This window comes from Parabacteroides sp. AF18-52, from assembly GCF_003479145.1.
In the GTDB taxonomy this organism is placed as follows: domain Bacteria; phylum Bacteroidota; class Bacteroidia; order Bacteroidales; family Tannerellaceae; genus Parabacteroides; species Parabacteroides faecis.
Genome location: NZ_QUGR01000011.1, coordinates 137498 through 158658 on the forward strand (window position 1 = coordinate 137498; position 21161 = coordinate 158658).

Genomic DNA, 21161 nt, shown 5'->3' on the forward strand with positions numbered 1-21161 from the left:
TTTACTCATTCGTATTCCAGAAAGGGGCCTGAATCAAAGTCGGGTCTTTATCCACTTCACTCTGATGGATAGGCATCCAATACTGTTTCTTCTGGAATGCACGCAACAAACATTTTGAACGGACAAAGAATGCATTGCTGTTGGAAGCATCGTCAGAATACTCCGTACCGCCGAAATTCATTCCATAATCATACCCGTTCAGCAGTTCTTCACCTAATTTCCAACGACGGATATCGTGATAACGGATACCTTCGCAACATAATTCAACACGACGTTCTTTACGAATCAGTTCACGTACTGTCGCCTGATTGTCTGTATAGGGGATGCGTTGAAAGCCATTGTTATCTGTTCCTGTTCCGTATTCAGGAATACCGGCACGTTCACGGATCTTATTCAGATAAAGTATGATATCTTTATTTCCCGGTTCACATTCGTTCAAAGCCTCCGCATAATTCAGGTAAGCCTCTCCCATACGGTACAGGATACCCGGGCGATAAGGACGTTTGCCATCTCTAGGAATAGATTCCAGTGATATTTTCTTCCTGTTCAGGTAGCCGTTTTGAGGCGCATCGTGGGTCGGTCCTCCGTCCGCCTGGTTAGACATCATCTCCGTCATACGTCCTTCCTGATGGAACCAGGCTCCGTTATACAATACAGCCAGATAAAAACGCGGTTCACGGTTGCTATACATATTGAAGGTATTCGGAGTCGTTATCTGTCCGGATTTCACTCCCTGGTATTTACGACAAGGATCCCAATTCGTTTCCCTTATCTCCGGTTCAGCAGAAAAGCCTTTTTCCGTGTAACCCGATGCTTCATTGATAACAGGAGAGCCGTCTGCATTATATCCCAGGATCGGAGATTGCCCGTTCTTCATAAAGAAAGCATCCACTAACCCTTGTGTAACACCGTATCCTCCGTTTCCACCGCATCCTCGGGGAGTTGAATGGCCTTCCCAATCCCCATAATTACAATCAGGACGGGCAAACAATATTTCATTATTACCCTCGGATGTTTTCTTCAATTGCAAATTATAACATGACATAAACGGATCGATCTTACCATTAATATATTCATAATATAATCCGTGTCCTGCTTCATGCGCTTTGTCGATCAACAGTTTACAGGCATCCGCAGCTTTCTTCCATTTATTCGGGTCGTAAGCCGAATTGAAGCGCTCCTTACCGTCATTGTTCAAAAATCCTTTGTACATCTCATTTCCGTTCACTAACGGACTTGCTGCAAATAAGAGCATACGTGCCCGTACCGCCAGACAAGCGATCGAGGTCGCCCTGCCGAAAAAGGCTTCTTCCCATTTTGCCGGCAGTTTACCCGACAATTCCAACAACTGCTTATCGAGCATATCTACCATATCATCGAAAGCCATCTGTCCGACCGTCATTTCTTCCAACGGTGCATTCACATCGACCACATCACCAAAATAAGGCACAGAACCATAAGCTTCTGTCATTGTCCAGTAATAATATGCAATCAGGAAACGGCATTCGTTTCTCATCGTTTCTATATCTTCTTCCGTTACTTTTTGCAAGGGATTGGCATGAGCATTGTTGATCAGGATATAAGCAGAACGGATGCGTTGGGGCAATTCATTCCAGAATCTGGCATCCCAATCGGAACTCGTATAAAAATTACCCACGCGGAAATTAAGTAATGTGCCACCCCACCATTGTACCCAACGCTGCGAAGCAGTCATATCATCACCTGCAATTTCCCAACCGATCTTGTTGGCATATCCCCAGTAAGGATCCGGGACACGGGAGTAGATATTAGCCAGCCAATCTTCCGTACGGGTCTTATCGTTAAAAACCATCTCCAGTGTCAGCTGGTCATCAGGAGCATTGTCGATAAAATCAGAACAACCGTTCAAGACCAGACATATAGCAGAAACACCTATATACTTGAATAAATTTAGAGTTTTCATATTAGTCATTTTATGATATTAGAAATTAACATCCAATCCGAAAGAAACCGACTTCATGATCGGATATTTCATACCGTTATTTGTATCGAGTTCCGGATCCCACATCTTGAAACCTGAAAAAGTCAGCAAATTAGAACCCTTCAGATAAAGGCGGAGCGATCTTACACCGATCTTGCTCATCCATGCTTTGGGAAAGCGATATCCTACTTCGATATCCTTCACGCGCAACATGCTCATATTACGTAACCACCAGGTCGACTCTTTCAGGTTATTTTCATTTTGCCCGTAGGTCAAACGCGGATAAAAGACATCCTGACTTGGGTTTTCCGATGTCCAGCGATCCTGATAATTATCATAAATATTATACATAGAGCCCATCGAACTTCCGGGCAGGAATCCTGAACCTCCGATAAAACGCCAGGTTCTGCCGTTTCCCTGAAAGAAAATATTCAAATCGAAATTCTTGTAAGTGACATTTCCACCGAAACCGTAAACGATCTGCGGATCTTTCGTTCCTCCCAAAGGAACCTGGTCCATATCTGTGATCGAGCCGTCTCCATCCACATCACGGTACCTGATATCACCCGGCCGAACCTTGGAACTGAACGTATGAGTAGGTATTCCATCTTTCAATACACCCTGCTCTACATTTTCAAAATCATCCTCGGTAAATAAACCTTCCGCAACGAGTCCGAACAACTGATTGACAGGCAAGCCAGTCTCCTGCCGATTTGTTCCTAATCTACCCGGAGCTTCGTCTTTCTCAATGACCTCATTCTTAGCATAGGTCATCGTACCACGCAAACTCAGATACCAGTCTTTATTCAATTGCTTATTAAATGTAAGGGACAAGTCAACCCCTTTATTGTCAACTTTTCCGAAATTAGCCCAGGGTGTATTCATAAAACCGGCTGCCGACGGGATCGTATTTCGTTTCATAAAGATATCACGACGATGTTCCTGGAACCAGTCGAATTGAAAATCAAGAGCATTCCACAACCCCAATTCAAAACCTATATCCGTCTTTTCCACAGTTTCCCAAGTCAGATTAGGGATACCGAAATCTCCTTCATAACGACCTGTACGGTGATAATCGTTATTCACACCCCACTTATACTGATTATCATCATGACTATTGATAGTAGTGATATAGGCAAAACGCCGTCCTTCCAACTGATCATTACCAACCAAACCCCATGAGCCTCTGAATTTTATTTTGGAAAATGTATCTTTAAATTTTTCCATGAATGGTTCTTCAGACAATAAATAACCGACAGCGAAAGACGGGAAGAAGCCAAAACGATATCCTTTGGCAAAGTTTTCCGAACCGTTATATCCAAAGTTAAACTCGCCTATGTAACGGTTGCCATAAGTATAAGAGGTCCTTCCGGCAATACCTAACCGGCGAAAAGGAACGACACTTCCGTCCTGATAATCACGTTGATTATACATGAACATACCTTCCACAGCATGTTCCCCGAATCTGTTGGAATAACTTAAATTACCTTCCAGATAAGTAGCTTTGTTACCCCATTCTTTTTTTTCTTCGCTTCCTAAAAACATTTGTCCGTAATCAGCGATCGTAATATCCAATGTTCCGTCTTCATTACGTTGAGTTGCCGGATAATAATAATCCGGACTCTTTGAACGAACCACGCCGGAACGGATATAGCGATCAAAAGAGAATATACCTTTGATTTTTAATCCGGGAAGCAGGAACTTCAAATCTTGTTCCAGGGAGAACATCGATTCGATCTTTGCATTCGAGTAAGTTGTAAAACCATGCTGGGTAGCTCTCGCCCAGGGATTAGTACGGTTTTTCACCTTCGGTATTTCACCGGAAGAATAGATAGCCGGGTGAACGAACGGCGGCGTCTCAAAGGCTTTATCCAAGACGAAATCCGAAGCCCTTGTATCACCATCGTCTATCATTCCGTTCGTCTCCTGCAAATAACCACCGATACTGATACGGGCGATTGTAGTCTTCGTAATATTAACATCTACATTCGAACGCATATTGTATTTATTCAATTTAGTGGAAGAATCCCAGGTCTGGCTTTCATCACGCTCAAAGATACCCCGTTCGCCATAATAAGAAGCGACTAACGCGTAACGTAAAACGTCGCTACCACCGGTTACCGTCAGATTTGCCCGCCGGTTAGTCGCATGGTCTTTAGTGATCTCATCCAACCAGTCTACATTCGGATATAATTCAGGGTCCGCATTAGTACGATATTTCTCGATCAGGTCCGGAGAGTAGATCGTCGATCCTCCGCCATCCAGAGACAGCTCATTCATTAATGACAAATAATCCGCCGAACCGATAAATTTAGGCAACTTCACCGGCTGGGTAAAACCTTGTTCATAATGTACATCTACAGTCGGTTTTCCTAACTTACCCCGCTTCGTATTGACGATGATAACGCCATTCGCACCACGTACCCCATAAACGGCACTGGCTGCCGCATCTTTCAACACGGAGAAGGACTCGATCTCCGAAGGATCCATATCGTCCAATGTCCGTTCTACGCCATCCACCAAAACCAGCGGGCTGCGTCCTGCATTCTGGAAAGATGAAATACCCCGGATCCAGAAACTCGAACCATCTGCTCCCGGCTCACCGGAACGCTGTACGGCAATCACACCGGCTAATTGACCTGCCAGGTTATTACTCAGGGCACGCGACGGACTTTGCTGTAACAGGCCTGGTTCTATCGTTGTAATGGATCCCACGATCGACTCTCTTTTCTGTGAACCGAAACCGACTACCACCACTTCGTTCAGACCGGTAGATATCTCTTTCAGGTTGACATTGATATTAATTTGTCCGCCCACCGTTACATCCTGCGATTCAAAACCAATATAACTGAATGTCAGGACAGAGTTCTTTCCGGGAACCGACAAAAAGTAATTACCGTTAATATCGGTAGTCGTACCTGAATTGGTCGATTTTACAATCACATTCACACCGGGTAAAGGATTTCCCTGTTCATCCCAAACCGTACCATTGATATTGACACCTTTCTTTTGCTGTTGTTGCGTTTCCGCCGCTTCCGATAAAATAATCTGCCGATCCTTTATTTCGTACCTGATACCAGTCTCCAAGGCTAACAGTTCCATGATCGACGAGATATTCTTATCTTTGACATCTATGGATACTTTCTTATCGAGAACTTTCAATAACTTTTGCGTGTACATGAAAATGAATTCACTGTTACTCTCGACGTAATGAATTACATCTTTTACAGTTTTATTTTCCATTTTCACTGTAAAACTCTTCTGTTGTATATACACGTCACTCTCTACCGCATATAGCGAAGTAGTAGAAAAAAATAAAAAAATGCTAATTATAAAAAAACACAAAGGTTTTCTCCTCGCTATCCTGCAAGGATTAATTTTCTTATTCATAACTTTACTTAGATTTTTGATTAATCATTAATATGATTAGATTAATTCTCCGCCGGATGATACGGGCATATCATCCGGCTTTTTTCATATGAAAAAAGCTAACTTCTCTTCTTCATGGCATAATTTTTTAATTTAAAAAAGATTACTACTCTCTCTTTAAATAGATCACTCCATTTTCTTCGCGCGCAGAAAGAGGAATCATCGATTTAATATAATCAATTATCTCATCCAGGTCATCCCGGAGATCTAATTTCCCATATATCTGTTCATTGTCTAAAGATGAATCACATATTATTTTTGTTCCGTACAACAAACTTAACCGTTCGGCAAGCAGTTTCAGATAATCACCGTTCAAAATCATCACACCATCGATCCAGGCTTTGTAATCACCTGCATTCACAGTTCTTTTGTCGGTAATACTATTTTTCTCAAGCGAGACAAGCTCATTGGGCACCATCTTCATCTGTTTGTTCTGCTGGTCCTTGATCTCTACCGATCCGTTAACCAATACAACACGACTGGTTGCCAGTTGTTTATAGGCAAAAACATCAAAAGAAGTACCTAACACCTTTACTTCAAAGCCCTCGGTATTCACATAGAAAGGACGCTTCTCATCATGAGTAACTTCCAGATAAACCTCACCGTCTACATATATCTCGCGTTTCTTTTCTCCGAAAACACGGGGATAGACCACTTTAGTCCCGGCATTTACCCACACCTTGGTACCGTCTGACAGTAACAGTTGGGAACGTCTTCCTTTCGGTACGATCAACTGGTTATATGACTCATGGTAAGGTGTCGTTACGTCCTTCTGTCCGGACTCAGCCACCGGAAGTTCTTCCGAATCGACAGAGACTTCGCCTTTCGGCGTATAAGCAATTTTCGCGTCAGAAGCTAATTGTAACTTCTCCTGATCAGACATCACCAGTACCACATCGTCCGTTTCTTCGACCGGAAGCATATCCATCAGGGCAATGACCTGCCTGAAGTCTTCCTTTTGAGAAAGATCATCGGATATATAAGGTATGCTCAACAATACAGCGATAGTTGCCGCAACAGAGGCAACTGCAATATAAAACCTGCTTCTTCTTTTTTTCTTTGCAGACGGAAGAACCTGCTGTTTCCCTTCTTCCTGTATTTTCCGGAGAGCTTTAGCACGGATCGAAGCGACCACATCCCCCTCTTCTTCCGGCAGGCAATCCTCCCAGAAAAATTCTATTTTTTTCTTTTCTTCCCTGTCCCGAGGCCGAAAAGTGTCATCATCAAATATATCGTGATCTGTTTTCATTCTGTTTTTCAAATGTGCTTACATATAAAAGACGCAGACGAAAAAAAAATGTCCTACTCAAAAAGTGATTTTTTTCAAATAATTTATTCACAAAGGATTCCTGATATGATATTCAGAGCCTTTGAAATATGCACATTGATTGTTTTCACGGAGATATTCAGCATTTCCGAGATCTTTTTATAGGGTAGTTTTTCTATTTTGGCTAATACGAATACTTCTTTGCATTTTGGTGGTAATGCAGCAATTGCCTGGTTGATCTTGGCGATCTCCTCCCGGCTTATCATTTTATTATCCGGTGACTGGAACAAAGGAACATGAAAATCGTCTATCTCGTCAAATGAAACGGTAGTATCCGGCTGCTCTTTTCGCAGATAAGAAATAGCTTTATTACGGACCAAAACAAGTAACCATGACTTGATATGGATTATTTCGTCAAGGCGGGCACGGTTATTCCAGACCTCCAGGAATACATCACTTACAACTTCTTCCGCCAGTTCACGGACATTTACATACCCCAAGGCAAAATAATACAAATCTTTCGAGTACAATTCGACAAAAGAACAGAATGCCATCTGATCCCCCTCTTTTATTTTTTGTACGCAAAAGACTTCTTCACTCATATTATAACAAATCCTTATTCGGCAAAAATAACGATAATAATATAAAAAAACTCCTGCTCCGAGATATTTCAGAACAGGAGTCTACTCTAGAACTTATAAGTTAGTTATTACAATCCAAAACTTTCTTTCACTTTATCCACATAATCCAGTTTCTCCCAGGTAAATAACTCCACCTCACAAATAGTAGGTTCCGGGTTATAACGAGAAGTAAATGTCTTGGTAACAATTTCCGGTTTACGTCCCATATGTCCGTAAGAGGCTGTTTCCAGATAGATCGGATTACGTAATTTCAGACGTTCTTCGATCGCTTTCGGACGCATGTCGAAAAGATCCCAGATCTTTTCTGCAATCTCGCCATCTGTCATTTTTACATTGGCACGACCAAACGTATTTACGAAAATATTCATCGGTTTTGCTACACCGATCGCATAAGAAACCTGTACCAGCATTTCGTCAGCAACACCTGCGGCAACCAGGTTTTTCGCAATATGGCGGGCTGCATAAGCAGCAGAACGGTCAACTTTCGAAGGATCTTTTCCGGAGAATGCACCACCGCCGTGAGCACCTTTTCCACCGTATGTATCCACAATGATCTTACGTCCGGTCAGACCTGTATCACCATGAGGACCACCGATCACGAACTTACCGGTCGGATTTACATGATAAATGATATCATCGTTGAACAAGGCTTGTACATAAGCCGGATACTGCGCTTTCACACGCGGGATCAGGATCTTCTTCACATCGGCTGCAATCTTCTTCTGCATGGCGATATCGGCTTCTTCCTGGCTGATACCTTTCGGACCGATAAATTCATCATGTTGGGTAGAAACAACGATCGTGTCGATGCGTAACGGCTTGCCGTTGTCATCATATTCAATAGTGACCTGGCTCTTTGCATCCGGACGGAGGTAAGGCATCAGGTCGTTCTCATTCTTGCGGATCTCAGCCAGTTCCCACAACAAACTATGTGAAAGGTCGAGGGCCAGAGGCATGTAATTTTCAGTTTCATTCGTTGCATATCCGAACATCATACCCTGGTCGCCAGCCCCCTGGTTGTAAGGGTCTTCGCGTTCAACGCCTCGGTTGATATCGCCACTCTGTTCATGGATAGCAGAGAATACGCCGCATGATTTGGCCTCAAACTGATATTCGCTTTTCGTGTAACCGATCTTTTCGATCACACCGCGTGCAACTTCCTGCACATCTACATAAGCACTTGATTTAACTTCTCCAGCCAAGACAACCTGTCCGGTTGTAACAAGGGTTTCGCAAGCAACTTTCGAGCTCTTGTCATAAGCAAGGAACTCATCCAGCAAAGCATCCGATATCTGATCGGCTACTTTATCGGGGTGCCCTTCGGACACCGATTCGGAGGTGAATAAATAACTCATTACTTTTTAATTGAAAATTGAATACTGAAAATTGAAATTAGATGTCAGACACCCCTAAATTCAATCAACAACAGACAATTGATTAATAATAATGAATTGATAACGGAAGGATATATATGCCGAACGGCTAAGAAAAGTAACTTGTTTTTAGCATTTTTTCCTGTGGTTGCAAGCAATACAAATCTATCCACATCAATTCGGAGACAAAGATAAGAATTAATTGACAATTCAAAATTGAAAATTGAAAATTATTTTTTCTTCTTTGTGTTACGAAGTGCTTTTTTATACTTGTATTCAGCTTTCATCTTTGCTGAACCCGATTTATGGGTACCTTTCAGGAAATCAGAGTATTTGATTTTTTTTTCTCCGGCATTCTCTTCCTTGGCCTTCTTGAAAACCATTCCTCCACCGGTCAGGATCTTTTCTATATCGTTCATTGCTTTATCTTTTATTGTTTTATTTGAAAACAGTATGAAGTTACAAAATGTTGCGTTCCCGCATGAGGGAAACAACAGTCTTTTTAAACACCGGATGAACCATGTTCGGAGCTATTTCAAGCAAGGGTTCCATCACGAACCGGCGATCCTGCATCAACGGATGCGGCAATGTCAGTTCCGGCGTCTGCAGGATCAGATCGTCATACAACAGAATATCGATATCGATGATACGGTCATGATAAGTACCGTTACTTTTCTGCGTACGTCCCATCTGCACCTCGATCTGTTGGGTTGCTTTCAGCAGCTCCAGCGGAGATAAAGAGGTTTCGAGCTGCAAAGCAGCATTCAGGAACGTATTCTCCGACTGAAATCCCCAGGGTTCGGTTTCATAAAAACCGGAAAGGGCGAGAACATCTCCCACCCTTTCAGCTAACAGCGCAGCGGCCGTTATCATATTCCGTCTTTTATTTCCTATATTCGTACCTAAAGCCAGGTATGCAATAGCCATAAACGTACGTCTTAGATGATCAACATTGCGTCGCCATAGGCACCGAAACGGTATCCTTCTTTCAATGCCACGTCATAAGCATCCATGATCAGGTCATATCCGCCGAATGAAGCTGTCATCATCAAAAGAGTAGACAACGGCATGTGGAAGTTGGTGATCATACTGGTAGCCACGCTGAAATCATAAGGAGGGAAAATGAACTTATTTGTCCATCCTTCAAACTCTTTCAGATGTCCGTCCGTACTTACAGCAGTTTCTACCGCACGCATCACAGAAGTTCCGACAGCACAGATCTGACGACCGTCGTCCTTCCCTGTATTCACGATATCTACGACATCCCCATTCACGATCATCTGTTCGGAATCCATCTTGTGTTTTGTCAAGTCTTCCACATCTATTTCGCGGAAATTACCCAATCCGGAATGAACTGTCAGGAATGCAAAACGGCAATCTTTGATCTCCAGACGTTTCATTAATTCGCGGCTGAAATGCAGGCCGGCGGCCGGAGCCACTACCGCACCTTCTTCTTTCGCGAAGATATTCTGGTAACGATCTTCGTCATCCGCTTCTACCGGACGATCGATATATTTAGGAAGCGGAGTCTCTCCCAAAGCATACAATGCTTTTTTGAACTCATCATGGTTTCCGTCATACAGAAAACGCAAGGTACGACCGCGTGACGTAGTATTATCGATCACTTCGGCTACCATCGAATCGTCTTCCCCGAAATAAAGTTTATTACCGATACGGATTTTACGGGCAGGATCAACTAGCACATCCCAAAGACGAAGGTCTTCGTTCAGTTCACGCAGCAAAAATACTTCGATACGTGCACCAGTCTTTTCTTTATTACCATATAAACGGGCAGGAAAAACTTTCGTGTTGTTGAAGATGAATACATCTTTTTCTCCAAAATATTCCAACAGGTCTTTAAAGACTTTATGCTCGATCTCCCCTGTGTTACGGTGTACAACCATCAACCGGGATTCATCCCTGTTCTTTGCGGGATGAAGAGCGATCTGTTCCTGCGGCAAGTTAAATTTGAATTTAGATAGCTTCATAATGTTACTTTATTTATTTTCTTTTATTCTTATCATTTTTCTATCGGAGCCGCTCCGGCTTCATCAGCCACACGATCTTCGACCGCTTCCTCCAGAAAAGCATCTATCTCTTCCGGATTCATACATTTATCCAATGTTATATCTCCGATCCGGGTACGCTCCAATCCGATCAGATGGGCGCCCGAATTCAAGGCAACACCGATATCACGTGCCAGGGCACGGATATAAGTACCTTTACTACATACCACACGGATTTTAATGACCGGCAGGCTGCATTCCAGCAGTTCCATCTCATCGATCACCAGTGTTTTTGACTTCAACTCCACTTCTTCCCCTTTACGTGCCAACTCGTATGCACGCTTCCCGTCCACTTTGCAGGCCGAAAAAACCGGCGGGATCTGCTGGATTGTTCCTACGAACGAATTCAGCACATCCCCGACCATCTCCCGAGTTATATGTTCTGTCGGATATACGGCATCTATCTCCTTTTCCAGATCAAAGGAAGGCGTCGTTTCCCCAAGCTTCAGGGTTGCCACGTATTCTTTTGTCTGATACTGGAATTCATCGATCCGCTTGGTTGCCTTCCCGGTACAAACGATCATGACCCCGGTAGCCAGCGGATCCAGCGTTCCGGCATGTCCGACTTTTATTTTTTTTACTTTCAGCTTCCGCGATAATTTGTAACGGAACTTGTTCACCAGATCGAACGAAGTCCACGTCAGCGGCTTGTTAAAATATAAAACCTCTCCTGCTATAAAATCCATTCTATATTACTTCATCAATGTACATGCAATAGTGATCAGTCCGACTATCGCACAATAAATAGCAAAGTAGATCAGCTTTCCCTTTTTCACGATATTGATCATCCACTTACAAGCCAGACAACCGGAAAGGAAAGCAGCTACAAAACCGACAACCAGCGAAAGCATCGGAATATCTCCGGCAATATTTTCGCCTTTTACCAGCTTCAATACATCCAACAGGGCTTCACCCAGAATCGGGGGAATGACCATCAGGAAAGAGAATTGAGCCAGTTTAGCTTTATTATTACCCAGCAACAAACCTGTAGCGATCGTTGTTCCGGAACGTGAAAGTCCGGGCAAAACAGCACAAGCCTGGGCCAAACCGATAATAAAAGCATCTTTCATCGAAAGGTTCTCTTTCTGCCGGGGCTTTGCATAATAAGAGAAAGACAGCAATGCCGCCGTTACCAGCAACATGCAACCGACTATCAGCAAACCCGAGCCAAAGATAGCTTCGACTGTATCTTTGAAAAATACTCCGACAATACCGATCGGTATCATAGAAATCAGGATATTGATCACATAACGGGTTTCACTATTCATCTGAAACTTGAACAATCCGCGGAATATCCATTCGATCTCTTTCCAGAGTATAACTAATGTACTAAATACCGTAGCCACGTGGACTACGATTGTAAATGCCAGATTCTCTTCTCCTTCAATTCCAAACAGCGCCGATCCGATTGCCAGATGTCCGCTGCTGCTTACAGGAAGATACTCCGTCAGTCCCTGTACGATCCCCAGCACCAAGGCTTCAAACCAACTCATTCCGTAACTTCTTTACTTTTGCTGTTTTTCAGGATTCCTACAATCATAAGGCCGAAACCGATCATCGTCACAACCGGAGCCACCACAATACGACGTGTACTGAATATTTCCGGGTTAAAACTGGTTGCATCGGCAGAACCTCCTCCACTCATCAACATAAAACCAATAATGATCACTGTCACGGCAACCGCGATCAGAATAAAATTTTCTTTTCCGAAAGCAAAATCTCTCTTAGCCATCTTTTCTGTTTATTATATATAATACAACTTATCAACACCCATACGGAGGTACTTGTTTACAGCAAATACAGTAGCTGTTACCGACAACAGGATCCCTAAGAGGAACACTGCGGCAAAAACCACCAATAAAGCCTTCATATCCAATAACTGGATAAAACCGTCCAATTCGTGTTGTAAATAATATAACGAACCGGTCAGCATTAATATTGCCAGAATGGATGCAAAAATACCGCTTACTACATTATAGCGCACAAAAGGACGCCTGATAAAACCGGAAGTCGCCCCAACCAGTTTCATCGTATGGATCAAAAAACGTTTGGAATAGATCAACAAACGGATCGTATTACTGATCAGAACAAACGATATGGCCATCAACATAACAGCCAGCGTAAGCAGGATAATGCTCAGGCGTTTCATATTATCGTTAACCATCTGCATCATATCCTTACGATAAAGCAGATCTGAAACGGAAGTATATGTTTTAATTTTCCTTTCAATATGTTGCAGGCTGTCCGGATTGGCATATTCGGAATGCAGCTTTACTTCGATAGATGCCTGCAGAGGGTTGAAGCCCAGGAAAGTCTCGGGATTTTCCCCCAATTCCTCTTCCAGTTCTTTCGCAGCCTGTTCTTTCGAGATATATTCTGTGGATTTGATAAAAGGTAGTGCGTCCAGGCTTTTTTGCATCTTCTTGATCTCCGCCTCTTTCTGGTTATCTTTCAAAACAATGGAAAAGGATATATTTTCCTTCACATAGACCGATAACTGATTCCCCAGCAGTCCCATCAACAAAATCAACCCGAGTAAAAATAATACCAGGGCTATACTTATAATAGATGTAAGACGTGAATTAAAGAAAGAAACCGAGTTAACCTTATTATTTTCAGCCATCAGACGTAACCTTATTATTATTCAACAAATTGGGGAGATACGTACAGAGCACATACCTCCCAATTTTTCTGCAAAAGAACGAATAAATTGTGAGACAGGCAGCAGATTATAATTATTTAACCAATTATAGAGCTTTATCAAGAGAACTTCAAATTTCGACATGAAGCTAGACACAGACACTTTCAAATGAATCTATTGCATAATCTCACATAATAAAAAAATATCTATAAGACTTGTGTAAAACGAGAAATGGCGAGATTCACATCCAGCCATTCCCTTTATTTTTTAAGTGTGTTATGTAAGGTTTCGGACTATATTAAAATTTCATTTCATGAAAAATAATATTCCGGATTTACTAATACCCTGTATTCTGCTGCCCTTTGATCTGCGGGTTCGCATCGATCTCATCTTTAGGGATCGGCCATACCCACATATAATCATCGGCAGCCTTTACCATATCCGTACCCAAAGCAGGCAGATAAGAAATATCCTGAGCTTCGCTTGAAGAACGGTTCAGCCCTTTCTTCCAACGTTTCAGGTCAAAGAGGTAAGGATGTTCACCGAATAATTCACGGACATACTCATCCTGAATTTCTTTTATCAAAGCATCGCCTTTGTAAGACTTATCACTCCATCCTTTCACACGGGCTGTCTTCAGCTTATTCAACATCACGGAAGCATTCGTTTCATCTCCCGACATTGCATAAGCTTCAGCCGCAATCAGATACATTTCTGAAATACGGAAAGCCTTGGTCTTATTTATGTTATTGCTCTTTCCTTCATACAATTCAGGGTTACCCGGCCATTTCTTACAATACGTAATCATAAAGTCCGGAACAGTCTGGGCATCGATCGAGTCATACGTAAAATAGGCATTATAACGAATATCATTCTCCTTATCATACAAATTCAACACAGTGTTAGTCGGCAAATAAGAAGGGCGGGGTAATTTATCTATAATACCGCAGAAAGCGCTACCCAAGGAATTCGGTCCCGTTTCTTTGGCTTTCACCATAGCAAACTGCCAGATGGCTTCCGTTCCGTTGTCATGCAGCCACATATCAGTATAAGCATCACCGTCTGTCATCAATGGATAAGTACCACTGTTTATCAGCGCGGTAGCGGCAGATATAGCAGTCGGGTAATCCTCTTTTTCCAATGCTATTCTGGCTTTCAAAGCTTTTACCACATCAGCCGTGATATAAGCAGAGTTTATCTCTCCTGTTGTCGTTACATATTCTTCTGCTTTTGCCAAATCGCTATCGATCTGTTTATAAGTTTCTTCCAGCGTACTACGTCCCGGATAGGTTCCGGCGATAGATGGAGTCGAATTGTATTCTTCCACAAGAGGAACGCCATATTCCTTAGCAGCGGTAGTCGGATCGTAATTTTTACAGAAATGAAGAGCCAACTCAAAATAAGCATACGCTCTTGTAAAATAAGCATGACCCATATAAAGTCGGATTTCATTCCGATCGGCATCCGATAACGAATTATCTGCTAATAAAGCTTCTGCCCCTTTCAACAGGACGTTGGCGTTTGCTATAAAATTATAATTATTGCTCCAACAGCCAGAAAAAGCACCATCTGTAATAGTATAATCCCAACGGTAAAAAGCGCCATACGTATTTCCGTAATCAGCCGTGGCTGTTATCAATCCAGACTGGACCAACGCATCCATGGTATAGGCATTTTGCACATAACCACGCCATTCCGCATGGAACAAATTACTATATTTCCCACAATCCTGTACAGACAGAACAGATTGATTGGTAGGTATGCTTGTTTCCGAAGCCAAATCCATATCGCAAGCCGTAAAAGCAGCAAAGCAACAGGTCGCAACTGACAATATAATAGATTTTTTCTTCATGATTTTCTTCTTTTTACAAATTATTAGAACGTAAATTCAGCACCAAATGAGAACTGGCGGGTATTCGGATATTTACCTAACTGCAAGTTTGAATCCACCTCCGGGTCCGCTCCCTGATATTTTGTAACAGTCAACAAGTTACGGCCAACAGCAAAGACTCTGACACCACGGATAAAGCCTGTTTTTCTTAATAAATTGTCCGGCAGGTTATAACCGATCGTCAAATTCTTCAGACGCATAAACGATGCATTTTCAATTAAGTGAGTATCAAATTGAATTGCAGAATTTGCTGCCGGAATATCCGTTACCTGCCCAGGTGTTGTCCACATATTTTCCATCACGACAGCCTGGTTTAACTGTCCGACGAAATTCGGATTTTCAACGAAGTAGCGGTTATTATCGATCATATATTTACCCAACATAAAAGAAAAGTCCGCATTCAAAGTGAAACCCTTCCAGGAAAACTGGGTATTGAAACCACCTATCCAGGGTGCAAATTGATTTTTTCCGGTAAACACGGCATTATCTTCAGAATAAGTTTTTGTTTCATTCCCGTCTTTATCCAGCCATATTTGCTGTCCGTCCTGCGGATCAACGCCTTTCCATCTCACATAATAGAAATCGCCATATGTTTTACCTACTTCATATTTAACACCTGTATTAGCCACTACATACTCATCACGTCCGCCAAACAATTCTGTAATCTGGTTCTTGTTATAGTTGATATTAGCCGAAACACTCCAAAAGAGATCTTTATTGGAGATTATATCATAAGAAGCGGTAAGTTCGATACCACGATTAAACATACTGCCAATATTTCCCCACCCTGAATCATGACCGGTTGTATAAGAGAATGGGATCGTCATCAACATATCCGTCGTCACCTTGTTATAGAAGTCAAAGTCGATACTCAAGCGATTAAAGAAACGTGAATTGAAGCCGATATTCAATGTTTTTTGTTTTTCCCAGGTCAGATCGTCATTTTGTACGGAAGAAACTCCAAAACTCTGGTTCCCGTTGTAAAGTCCTGTACCGATCAATCCTAAGGATGGGTAATAGGGGTCACCTTCAAATGCAGAGTTACCGGTTGTACCATAACTGGCTTTCACACGCAATTCGTCCAACCAGTCTACATCAGCCAGGAATTGTTCTTTCTTCATATTCCACATAGCCCCAACAGAAAAGAAGGAAGCCCAGCGTTTGTTTACCCCAAACAAAGAAGAACCATCCGTACGGTAAGAGGCATCCAGATAATATTTTTCATTGAAATTATATTCCGCGCGTGCGAAGAAAGAGTTCATCGTTTTCTTCTTCAGACTCGCGCTCGGCGCTTTGTATGTTGTACCATGACTTACCATCGACAAACGAGAATCGGTTATGCCGTCTACGCTGGTTCCGAAAGAACTGCCATCGTATATAATCGACTCTTGCCCCACCAGAGCTGTAAGGTTATGCGACTTATTGATATCGAACTTATATTCAGCCGTATTAGTCAGCGTAAAAGAAGAATACCGCTGGAAAGTTTCGGCAGCACTACCGGAATAATTATTATATCTGGCCGGTAAACTTTTATAGCGATACCTGTAATCAAATGCATCCATAGCCTGGGCAGCACGAATTGTCAGTCCCTTAACCGGAGTCAGTTCTTCAAACATATTCCCATAAAGACGAATTTTATTTTTTTCAGTCGGTTGATTTTCCAATAAATAATATGGATTCCACAGTCCCAGCACATCCAGTAAATCTTTCCGCTTACCATAGGATATACTGCCATCCGCGTTTTCTATTATTTCATAAGGAGTTTCATAAGGGACAGCCCAACGGCTTAAAGTACCAACATTATACCAGCTATTTCCTGTACTGGCAAATCCGTTTGTCTCAAAATCTTCATAAGACAAACCCAAATTCAGCCCTACCCGCAGCCAGCTAAATACTTTTGAATCAATATTACTACGTAATGTTTCACGACGCATACCGGAAGCCGGTTCCACACCTTCCGCATCATAATGACTGGCAGAAATAAAGTAATTCGTATTATTGGCAACACCTGTAATACTTGCATCCAATTGCCATGTCGGGGCATTATCCTTCAAAAAATAATCAGCCCAATCGGTAGAAATTCCCATATTCATGTATTTTTCAACCGTAGAAAGATTGGCATCCGGCTTAACCGTTTTCCAGAAATTGTAATATTGCGTCGTGTTCATCATTTCCGTTGTAGGCAACGCCGGCTGTGAAAAGCCATACTGTCCTTTAACGCTAACCGTAGGTTTTGAACCTTTACCACGCTTAGTTGTAATTATCACGACACCATTCGCTGCACGGGAACCGTAAATGGATGTTGATGACGCATCCTTCAAAACAGTGACATTTTCAATATCACTCGGGTTCAAAGCGGTAAAAACACCGCTGGAAATCGGGGAGCCATCCAAAACAAATAAGGGCTCGGTAGAAGAATTGATAGAACCGACACCACGCAAACGCATAGAAACATTTTCGCTCGGTTCTCCCGAAGAGGTGTATACCTGTAGACCGGCAACCTGCCCTTGTAAAGCGTCTGCAAAGTTCGCACTCGGACGATTAGAAATCTTTTCCGATTTAACGGCGGCAACAGACCCAACCATTGAACCTAATTTCTTTGCCGAACCATAGGTTCCTGTAATCAGCACTTCATCCAGCATCTCTGAAGAGTTTCTCATCCGGACTGTCAGATTCGGAGCGATTTTAACGGTCATCGTTTCCATTCCGACAAACGAGATTTCCAGAACTTTTGCCGAAACCGGGACATTACTCAAACTGAAAAAACCATCTGCATCAGTTACAGTACCGATAGTTGTCCCTTTCACCATCACAGTCGCTCCAATAATAGCTTCTCCATCCTCATCGGAAAGAACTTTACCAGTTACCTTAGACGACTGAGCCATCACCAAACCTACACCTATTATACAACAGGTAAGTAATAACATCATTCTTCTTCTCATAATTTTACATTTAGATTGAGTATTAAGTCTATAATACTAAGTACTCGTAGGACTTATGTAAATTATCAGAGAGGTCTACAATGAAGGAGGGACTTAATAAAGTGCCAAACAGCGCCTTACGCTTTTTTAATTGAGGTGATAAAAATTAGCGCCAAATAAACAGCTTAACATATTTTATCTAACAAGCTTTAATTATAAAGAATAATAAATATGCGTTAAGCGGGAATAAAACAGCATATAAAGCAAGCTACAAATCAATAAAATCATTTAAAATACAATTTGTGCAATAAGGTAGTCTATAAAAAAGAATATATGTTATACGGCAGTTTTGCTATATTTTCTCCCGCTATTTAATTTATATAAATAAATATATGTGTAAATTTGCATTTACTAAGAACGTAGTCCTACGAGAACTATGTTAATTTATCCTTTCTATCCTTGAATATCATTTGATGCAAAACAATCCACTATTTGAGAATCCATACACTATTTCACCTTGCCTATCGACATAATAACATATAGAAAAAGATGTAAACAAAAATTCTCACTTTCCCGCAGTTTTTCCATATCAATAATTCAGGTGCCAGTCAAAACGACACTGACACCTGAATAAATAACAGTAGTGACAATTAACAGATTACAACAATCAGATCATTCACCCAGATTTTCAAAAATGTTACCTTCCTGAATATTATCCGCTTTCATTTCATCCTGATAATATTCCCGGGCTAGAGTTGCATACTTTTTATACATTTTCTGAACCGTTTCTATTTCATCCCCCTGAATGACCGGAGTACGGGCTTTGCCGGTTTTTGAAACAAATTCCAGTTCCCAGTCTCCCAGTTGACTATAGAATTCATTGGCACGAAAGGCTTCACGGCCATGAGTCATAGGAAGACCTTTTTCCGAATAATCCTTTCCCATATCCAGATGCTCCTGCAGCATAGCGTAAAACATTTCCCAACGTTTCAGGTAATAACAATCGATCAGACCTGACCATTCGCGCCACGAATAATCAAAGATCAGCGGATCACCGTCAGCTCCCCAAATAGTCACCAGTGCTGTGGCATCTTTTTCAAGCAAGTCTTTTTCTTCACCGGTAGTTCCCCAGCTACGAGCGTCAGTCAACCATTTATCAAAATTGAACTCCGGACGCGTACGCAACAAGATATCTGCATCACGAAGCATTTCCAGAAAACGGCTGCTATGCAGAGCGAAAGCAGCTTTATCCTTCTTTTCAAAAGCTTCGGCCGCTTTTTTATGAATAGCCTGACCCAGATTCGACATTAGTTGGCGTTGAATATCGACCACATCAAAACGGTAAGGAGCAGAGGCCTTTAAATTATCGGCATCTTTCAACAATAAACCTTGTGCCCGGATAACCAATAAGGGTGAATACGGAATACCTAATCCCGCATTCGGACCGGATTTTTTCACATTCAGTGCCGGACGAGCAGCAATAATGGAACTACGCTCCGTACCATTTGTCCCGGGGCGGTACGGACCTTCTAGCAAATACAACCAGGCCCTATGAGCATTCTCAGAAATAGCTCCGTAACGCCGCTTTGCGTAGTTGCCTAACCACTCCTCGACATCCACTTCACCGATATGAAGCGGAATTTCAAAAGCCAGATCATAATAAACCGGATTTTGTTCGATCGATTCCATAAACAAACCGGAACCGCAAACATTGGACGACTTCCGGTTGGCAAGCACATATTGATTGGAAGCCAGCAGACGTAAGTCACCGTGCAGGTTGATACGACCACCGAAGTTGTGCAGATTCCCGGCAACAACCGGATATCCCCAACAAGTATTTTCCTGTCTGCTTCTTCCGCCATTCAGGTCGAGTATCAAAAGATGTTCTTTAGGAACGGCTTTCACGATCGGTTCGCGAAGGCTCCAGGCTTGCATAACCCACATGGCCGAGGGATCGAAATTTTTGAATAATTCGTAGATAGAATTACCTACAGCACTCAGATATTCGGGTGTATCGACCGGCGGTCGGCTTTCATGAAACGGATCGGCAGCATACACGCCATGCGCACCGAACAATCTCTTTTCCTCCTCCAGAAAGTCACGTCCAAAAGCACTGAAAAGCGGATCGGTCGGATCCAACTGTGCAGCACCGGTAAAACCGCACCAAGAAGGTTGCAATTGAATTTTTGCATCCGGATATTTGTTTTTCAGCTCACGCGGGACATAACCGGAGAATCCCTGCTGTATGGGTTGCATTCCCAATTCCAATTGGCGATCGATGACCTTTTTCCCTAATTCTACATGGCTGTCAATCCAGGACTTCGGTAACGGACCACCATAACTTTGCAGGTTTTGCATCCACTGCCAGGCGAAATGTCCGGGTCCTGCCAGGAAAGCACGGGCCTCTTCATCGGTAAAGCCATATTTCAATAAAGTATTATACCACACAGCTTCCAGTCCGACAACGGACAACGGCATATTGATGGAGTTCATCGCCATATAGTCCAATTCCCTTTGCCAGCGGTCCCAGTCCCACCAGGCAGCGGTATAGCTGACAGTACAGTAATTCATGTACACTCTGTATTTTCCATTGATCGTATTTTTTATTTCTTTTTCAGGGAGAGGCAACTGTTCCGGTAAATCCAGCTGGTCACCAAACCAGGAAACATGTGCATTGCAGGTATATTTCAGATATTGATTGTAGGCTGTAGCCAAAGAAACGGTATTATTACCCCGAAGAAGCACTTTTCCATCTACGGATGTTATTTCATATGCATCCTGTCCATCGACAGGTTCGATCAGTTCCAGTTTGAACTGTTTTCCATATCCGGGTGTAACACGCTCGATCAAATCGTAAGCCGCCCGGATCTGCGGGTCTTTCGTACATCCAATACAGAATATTGTAAGAATAAATAATGCTATTTTTAGTTTCATTTCGTATATCTTGTTTGTTATTTATTAGTATCAAATAC

15 protein-coding genes are annotated in these 21161 nt (G+C 42.4%); all 15 read right to left on the reverse strand.

Annotation, left to right across the window (positions count from 1 at the left end):
- Nucleotide 1 precedes the first annotated feature (1 nt).
- Nucleotides 2–1942 (reverse strand): RagB/SusD family nutrient uptake outer membrane protein, encoded by a 1941-nt coding sequence (locus tag DWX23_RS17690; RefSeq protein WP_122375432.1) that lies wholly within the window; start codon nt 1940–1942, stop codon nt 2–4.
- Between the two features lie 18 nt (nt 1943–1960).
- Nucleotides 1961–5350, reverse strand: a complete 3390-nt coding sequence (locus DWX23_RS17695) for a TonB-dependent receptor (protein ID WP_122354227.1) — start codon at nt 5348–5350, stop codon at nt 1961–1963.
- A gap of 145 nt (nt 5351–5495) precedes the next feature.
- Nucleotides 5496–6638 carry a FecR family protein gene (locus DWX23_RS17700; protein WP_122375433.1) on the reverse strand — a complete coding sequence of 381 codons (1143 nt, stop codon included), beginning with the start codon at nt 6636–6638 and terminating at the stop codon, nt 5496–5498.
- Between the two features lie 83 nt (nt 6639–6721).
- Nucleotides 6722–7258, reverse strand: coding sequence for an RNA polymerase sigma factor (locus DWX23_RS17705; RefSeq protein WP_122354225.1), 537 nt, complete (start codon nt 7256–7258; stop codon nt 6722–6724).
- 107 nt (nt 7259–7365) lie between these two features.
- Entirely contained in the window at nt 7366–8652 is a 1287-nt protein-coding gene (metK, locus tag DWX23_RS17710; protein WP_122354224.1) for a methionine adenosyltransferase, read from the reverse strand.
- Between the two features lie 248 nt (nt 8653–8900).
- Entirely contained in the window at nt 8901–9089 is a 189-nt protein-coding gene (locus tag DWX23_RS17715) for a hypothetical protein (RefSeq protein ID WP_122375434.1), read from the reverse strand.
- A gap of 40 nt (nt 9090–9129) precedes the next feature.
- The gene (gene folK, locus DWX23_RS17720) at nt 9130–9597 is read right to left on the reverse strand and encodes a 2-amino-4-hydroxy-6-hydroxymethyldihydropteridine diphosphokinase (protein WP_122375435.1); all 468 of its coding nucleotides are present in this window, start codon (nt 9595–9597) and stop codon (nt 9130–9132) included.
- 11 nt (nt 9598–9608) lie between these two features.
- The gene (gene queA, locus DWX23_RS17725; protein ID WP_122354221.1) at nt 9609–10658 is read right to left on the reverse strand and encodes a tRNA preQ1(34) S-adenosylmethionine ribosyltransferase-isomerase QueA; all 1050 of its coding nucleotides are present in this window, start codon (nt 10656–10658) and stop codon (nt 9609–9611) included.
- Between the two features lie 32 nt (nt 10659–10690).
- Nucleotides 10691–11422 carry a tRNA pseudouridine(55) synthase TruB gene (truB, locus tag DWX23_RS17730; RefSeq protein WP_122375436.1) on the reverse strand — a complete coding sequence of 244 codons (732 nt, stop codon included), beginning with the start codon at nt 11420–11422 and terminating at the stop codon, nt 10691–10693.
- A 6-nt stretch (nt 11423–11428) separates the two neighbouring features.
- Nucleotides 11429–12229, reverse strand: a complete 801-nt coding sequence (locus DWX23_RS17735; RefSeq protein WP_122354219.1) for an undecaprenyl-diphosphate phosphatase — start codon at nt 12227–12229, stop codon at nt 11429–11431.
- Nucleotides 12226–12468 (reverse strand): DUF3098 domain-containing protein, encoded by a 243-nt coding sequence (locus tag DWX23_RS17740; RefSeq protein WP_122375437.1) that lies wholly within the window; start codon nt 12466–12468, stop codon nt 12226–12228. The genes DWX23_RS17735 and DWX23_RS17740 overlap by 4 nt, the downstream gene beginning before the upstream one ends.
- Before the next feature lie 12 nt (nt 12469–12480).
- Nucleotides 12481–13359: an ABC transporter permease gene (locus DWX23_RS17745; RefSeq protein ID WP_122354217.1), complete on the reverse strand. Its 879-nt coding sequence runs from the start codon at nt 13357–13359 to the stop codon at nt 12481–12483.
- Between the two features lie 355 nt (nt 13360–13714).
- On the reverse strand, nt 13715–15229 hold the full coding sequence (locus DWX23_RS17750) for a RagB/SusD family nutrient uptake outer membrane protein (RefSeq protein ID WP_122375438.1): 1515 nt from the start codon (nt 15227–15229) through the stop codon (nt 13715–13717).
- Between the two features lie 23 nt (nt 15230–15252).
- A complete protein-coding gene (locus DWX23_RS17755; protein ID WP_199673316.1) occupies nt 15253–18210 on the reverse strand; it encodes a TonB-dependent receptor in 2958 nt (985 codons plus the stop codon).
- A 651-nt stretch (nt 18211–18861) separates the two neighbouring features.
- Nucleotides 18862–21123 carry an alpha-N-acetylglucosaminidase gene (locus tag DWX23_RS17760; protein ID WP_122375440.1) on the reverse strand — a complete coding sequence of 754 codons (2262 nt, stop codon included), beginning with the start codon at nt 21121–21123 and terminating at the stop codon, nt 18862–18864.
- Nucleotides 21124–21161: the final 38 nt, after the last annotated feature.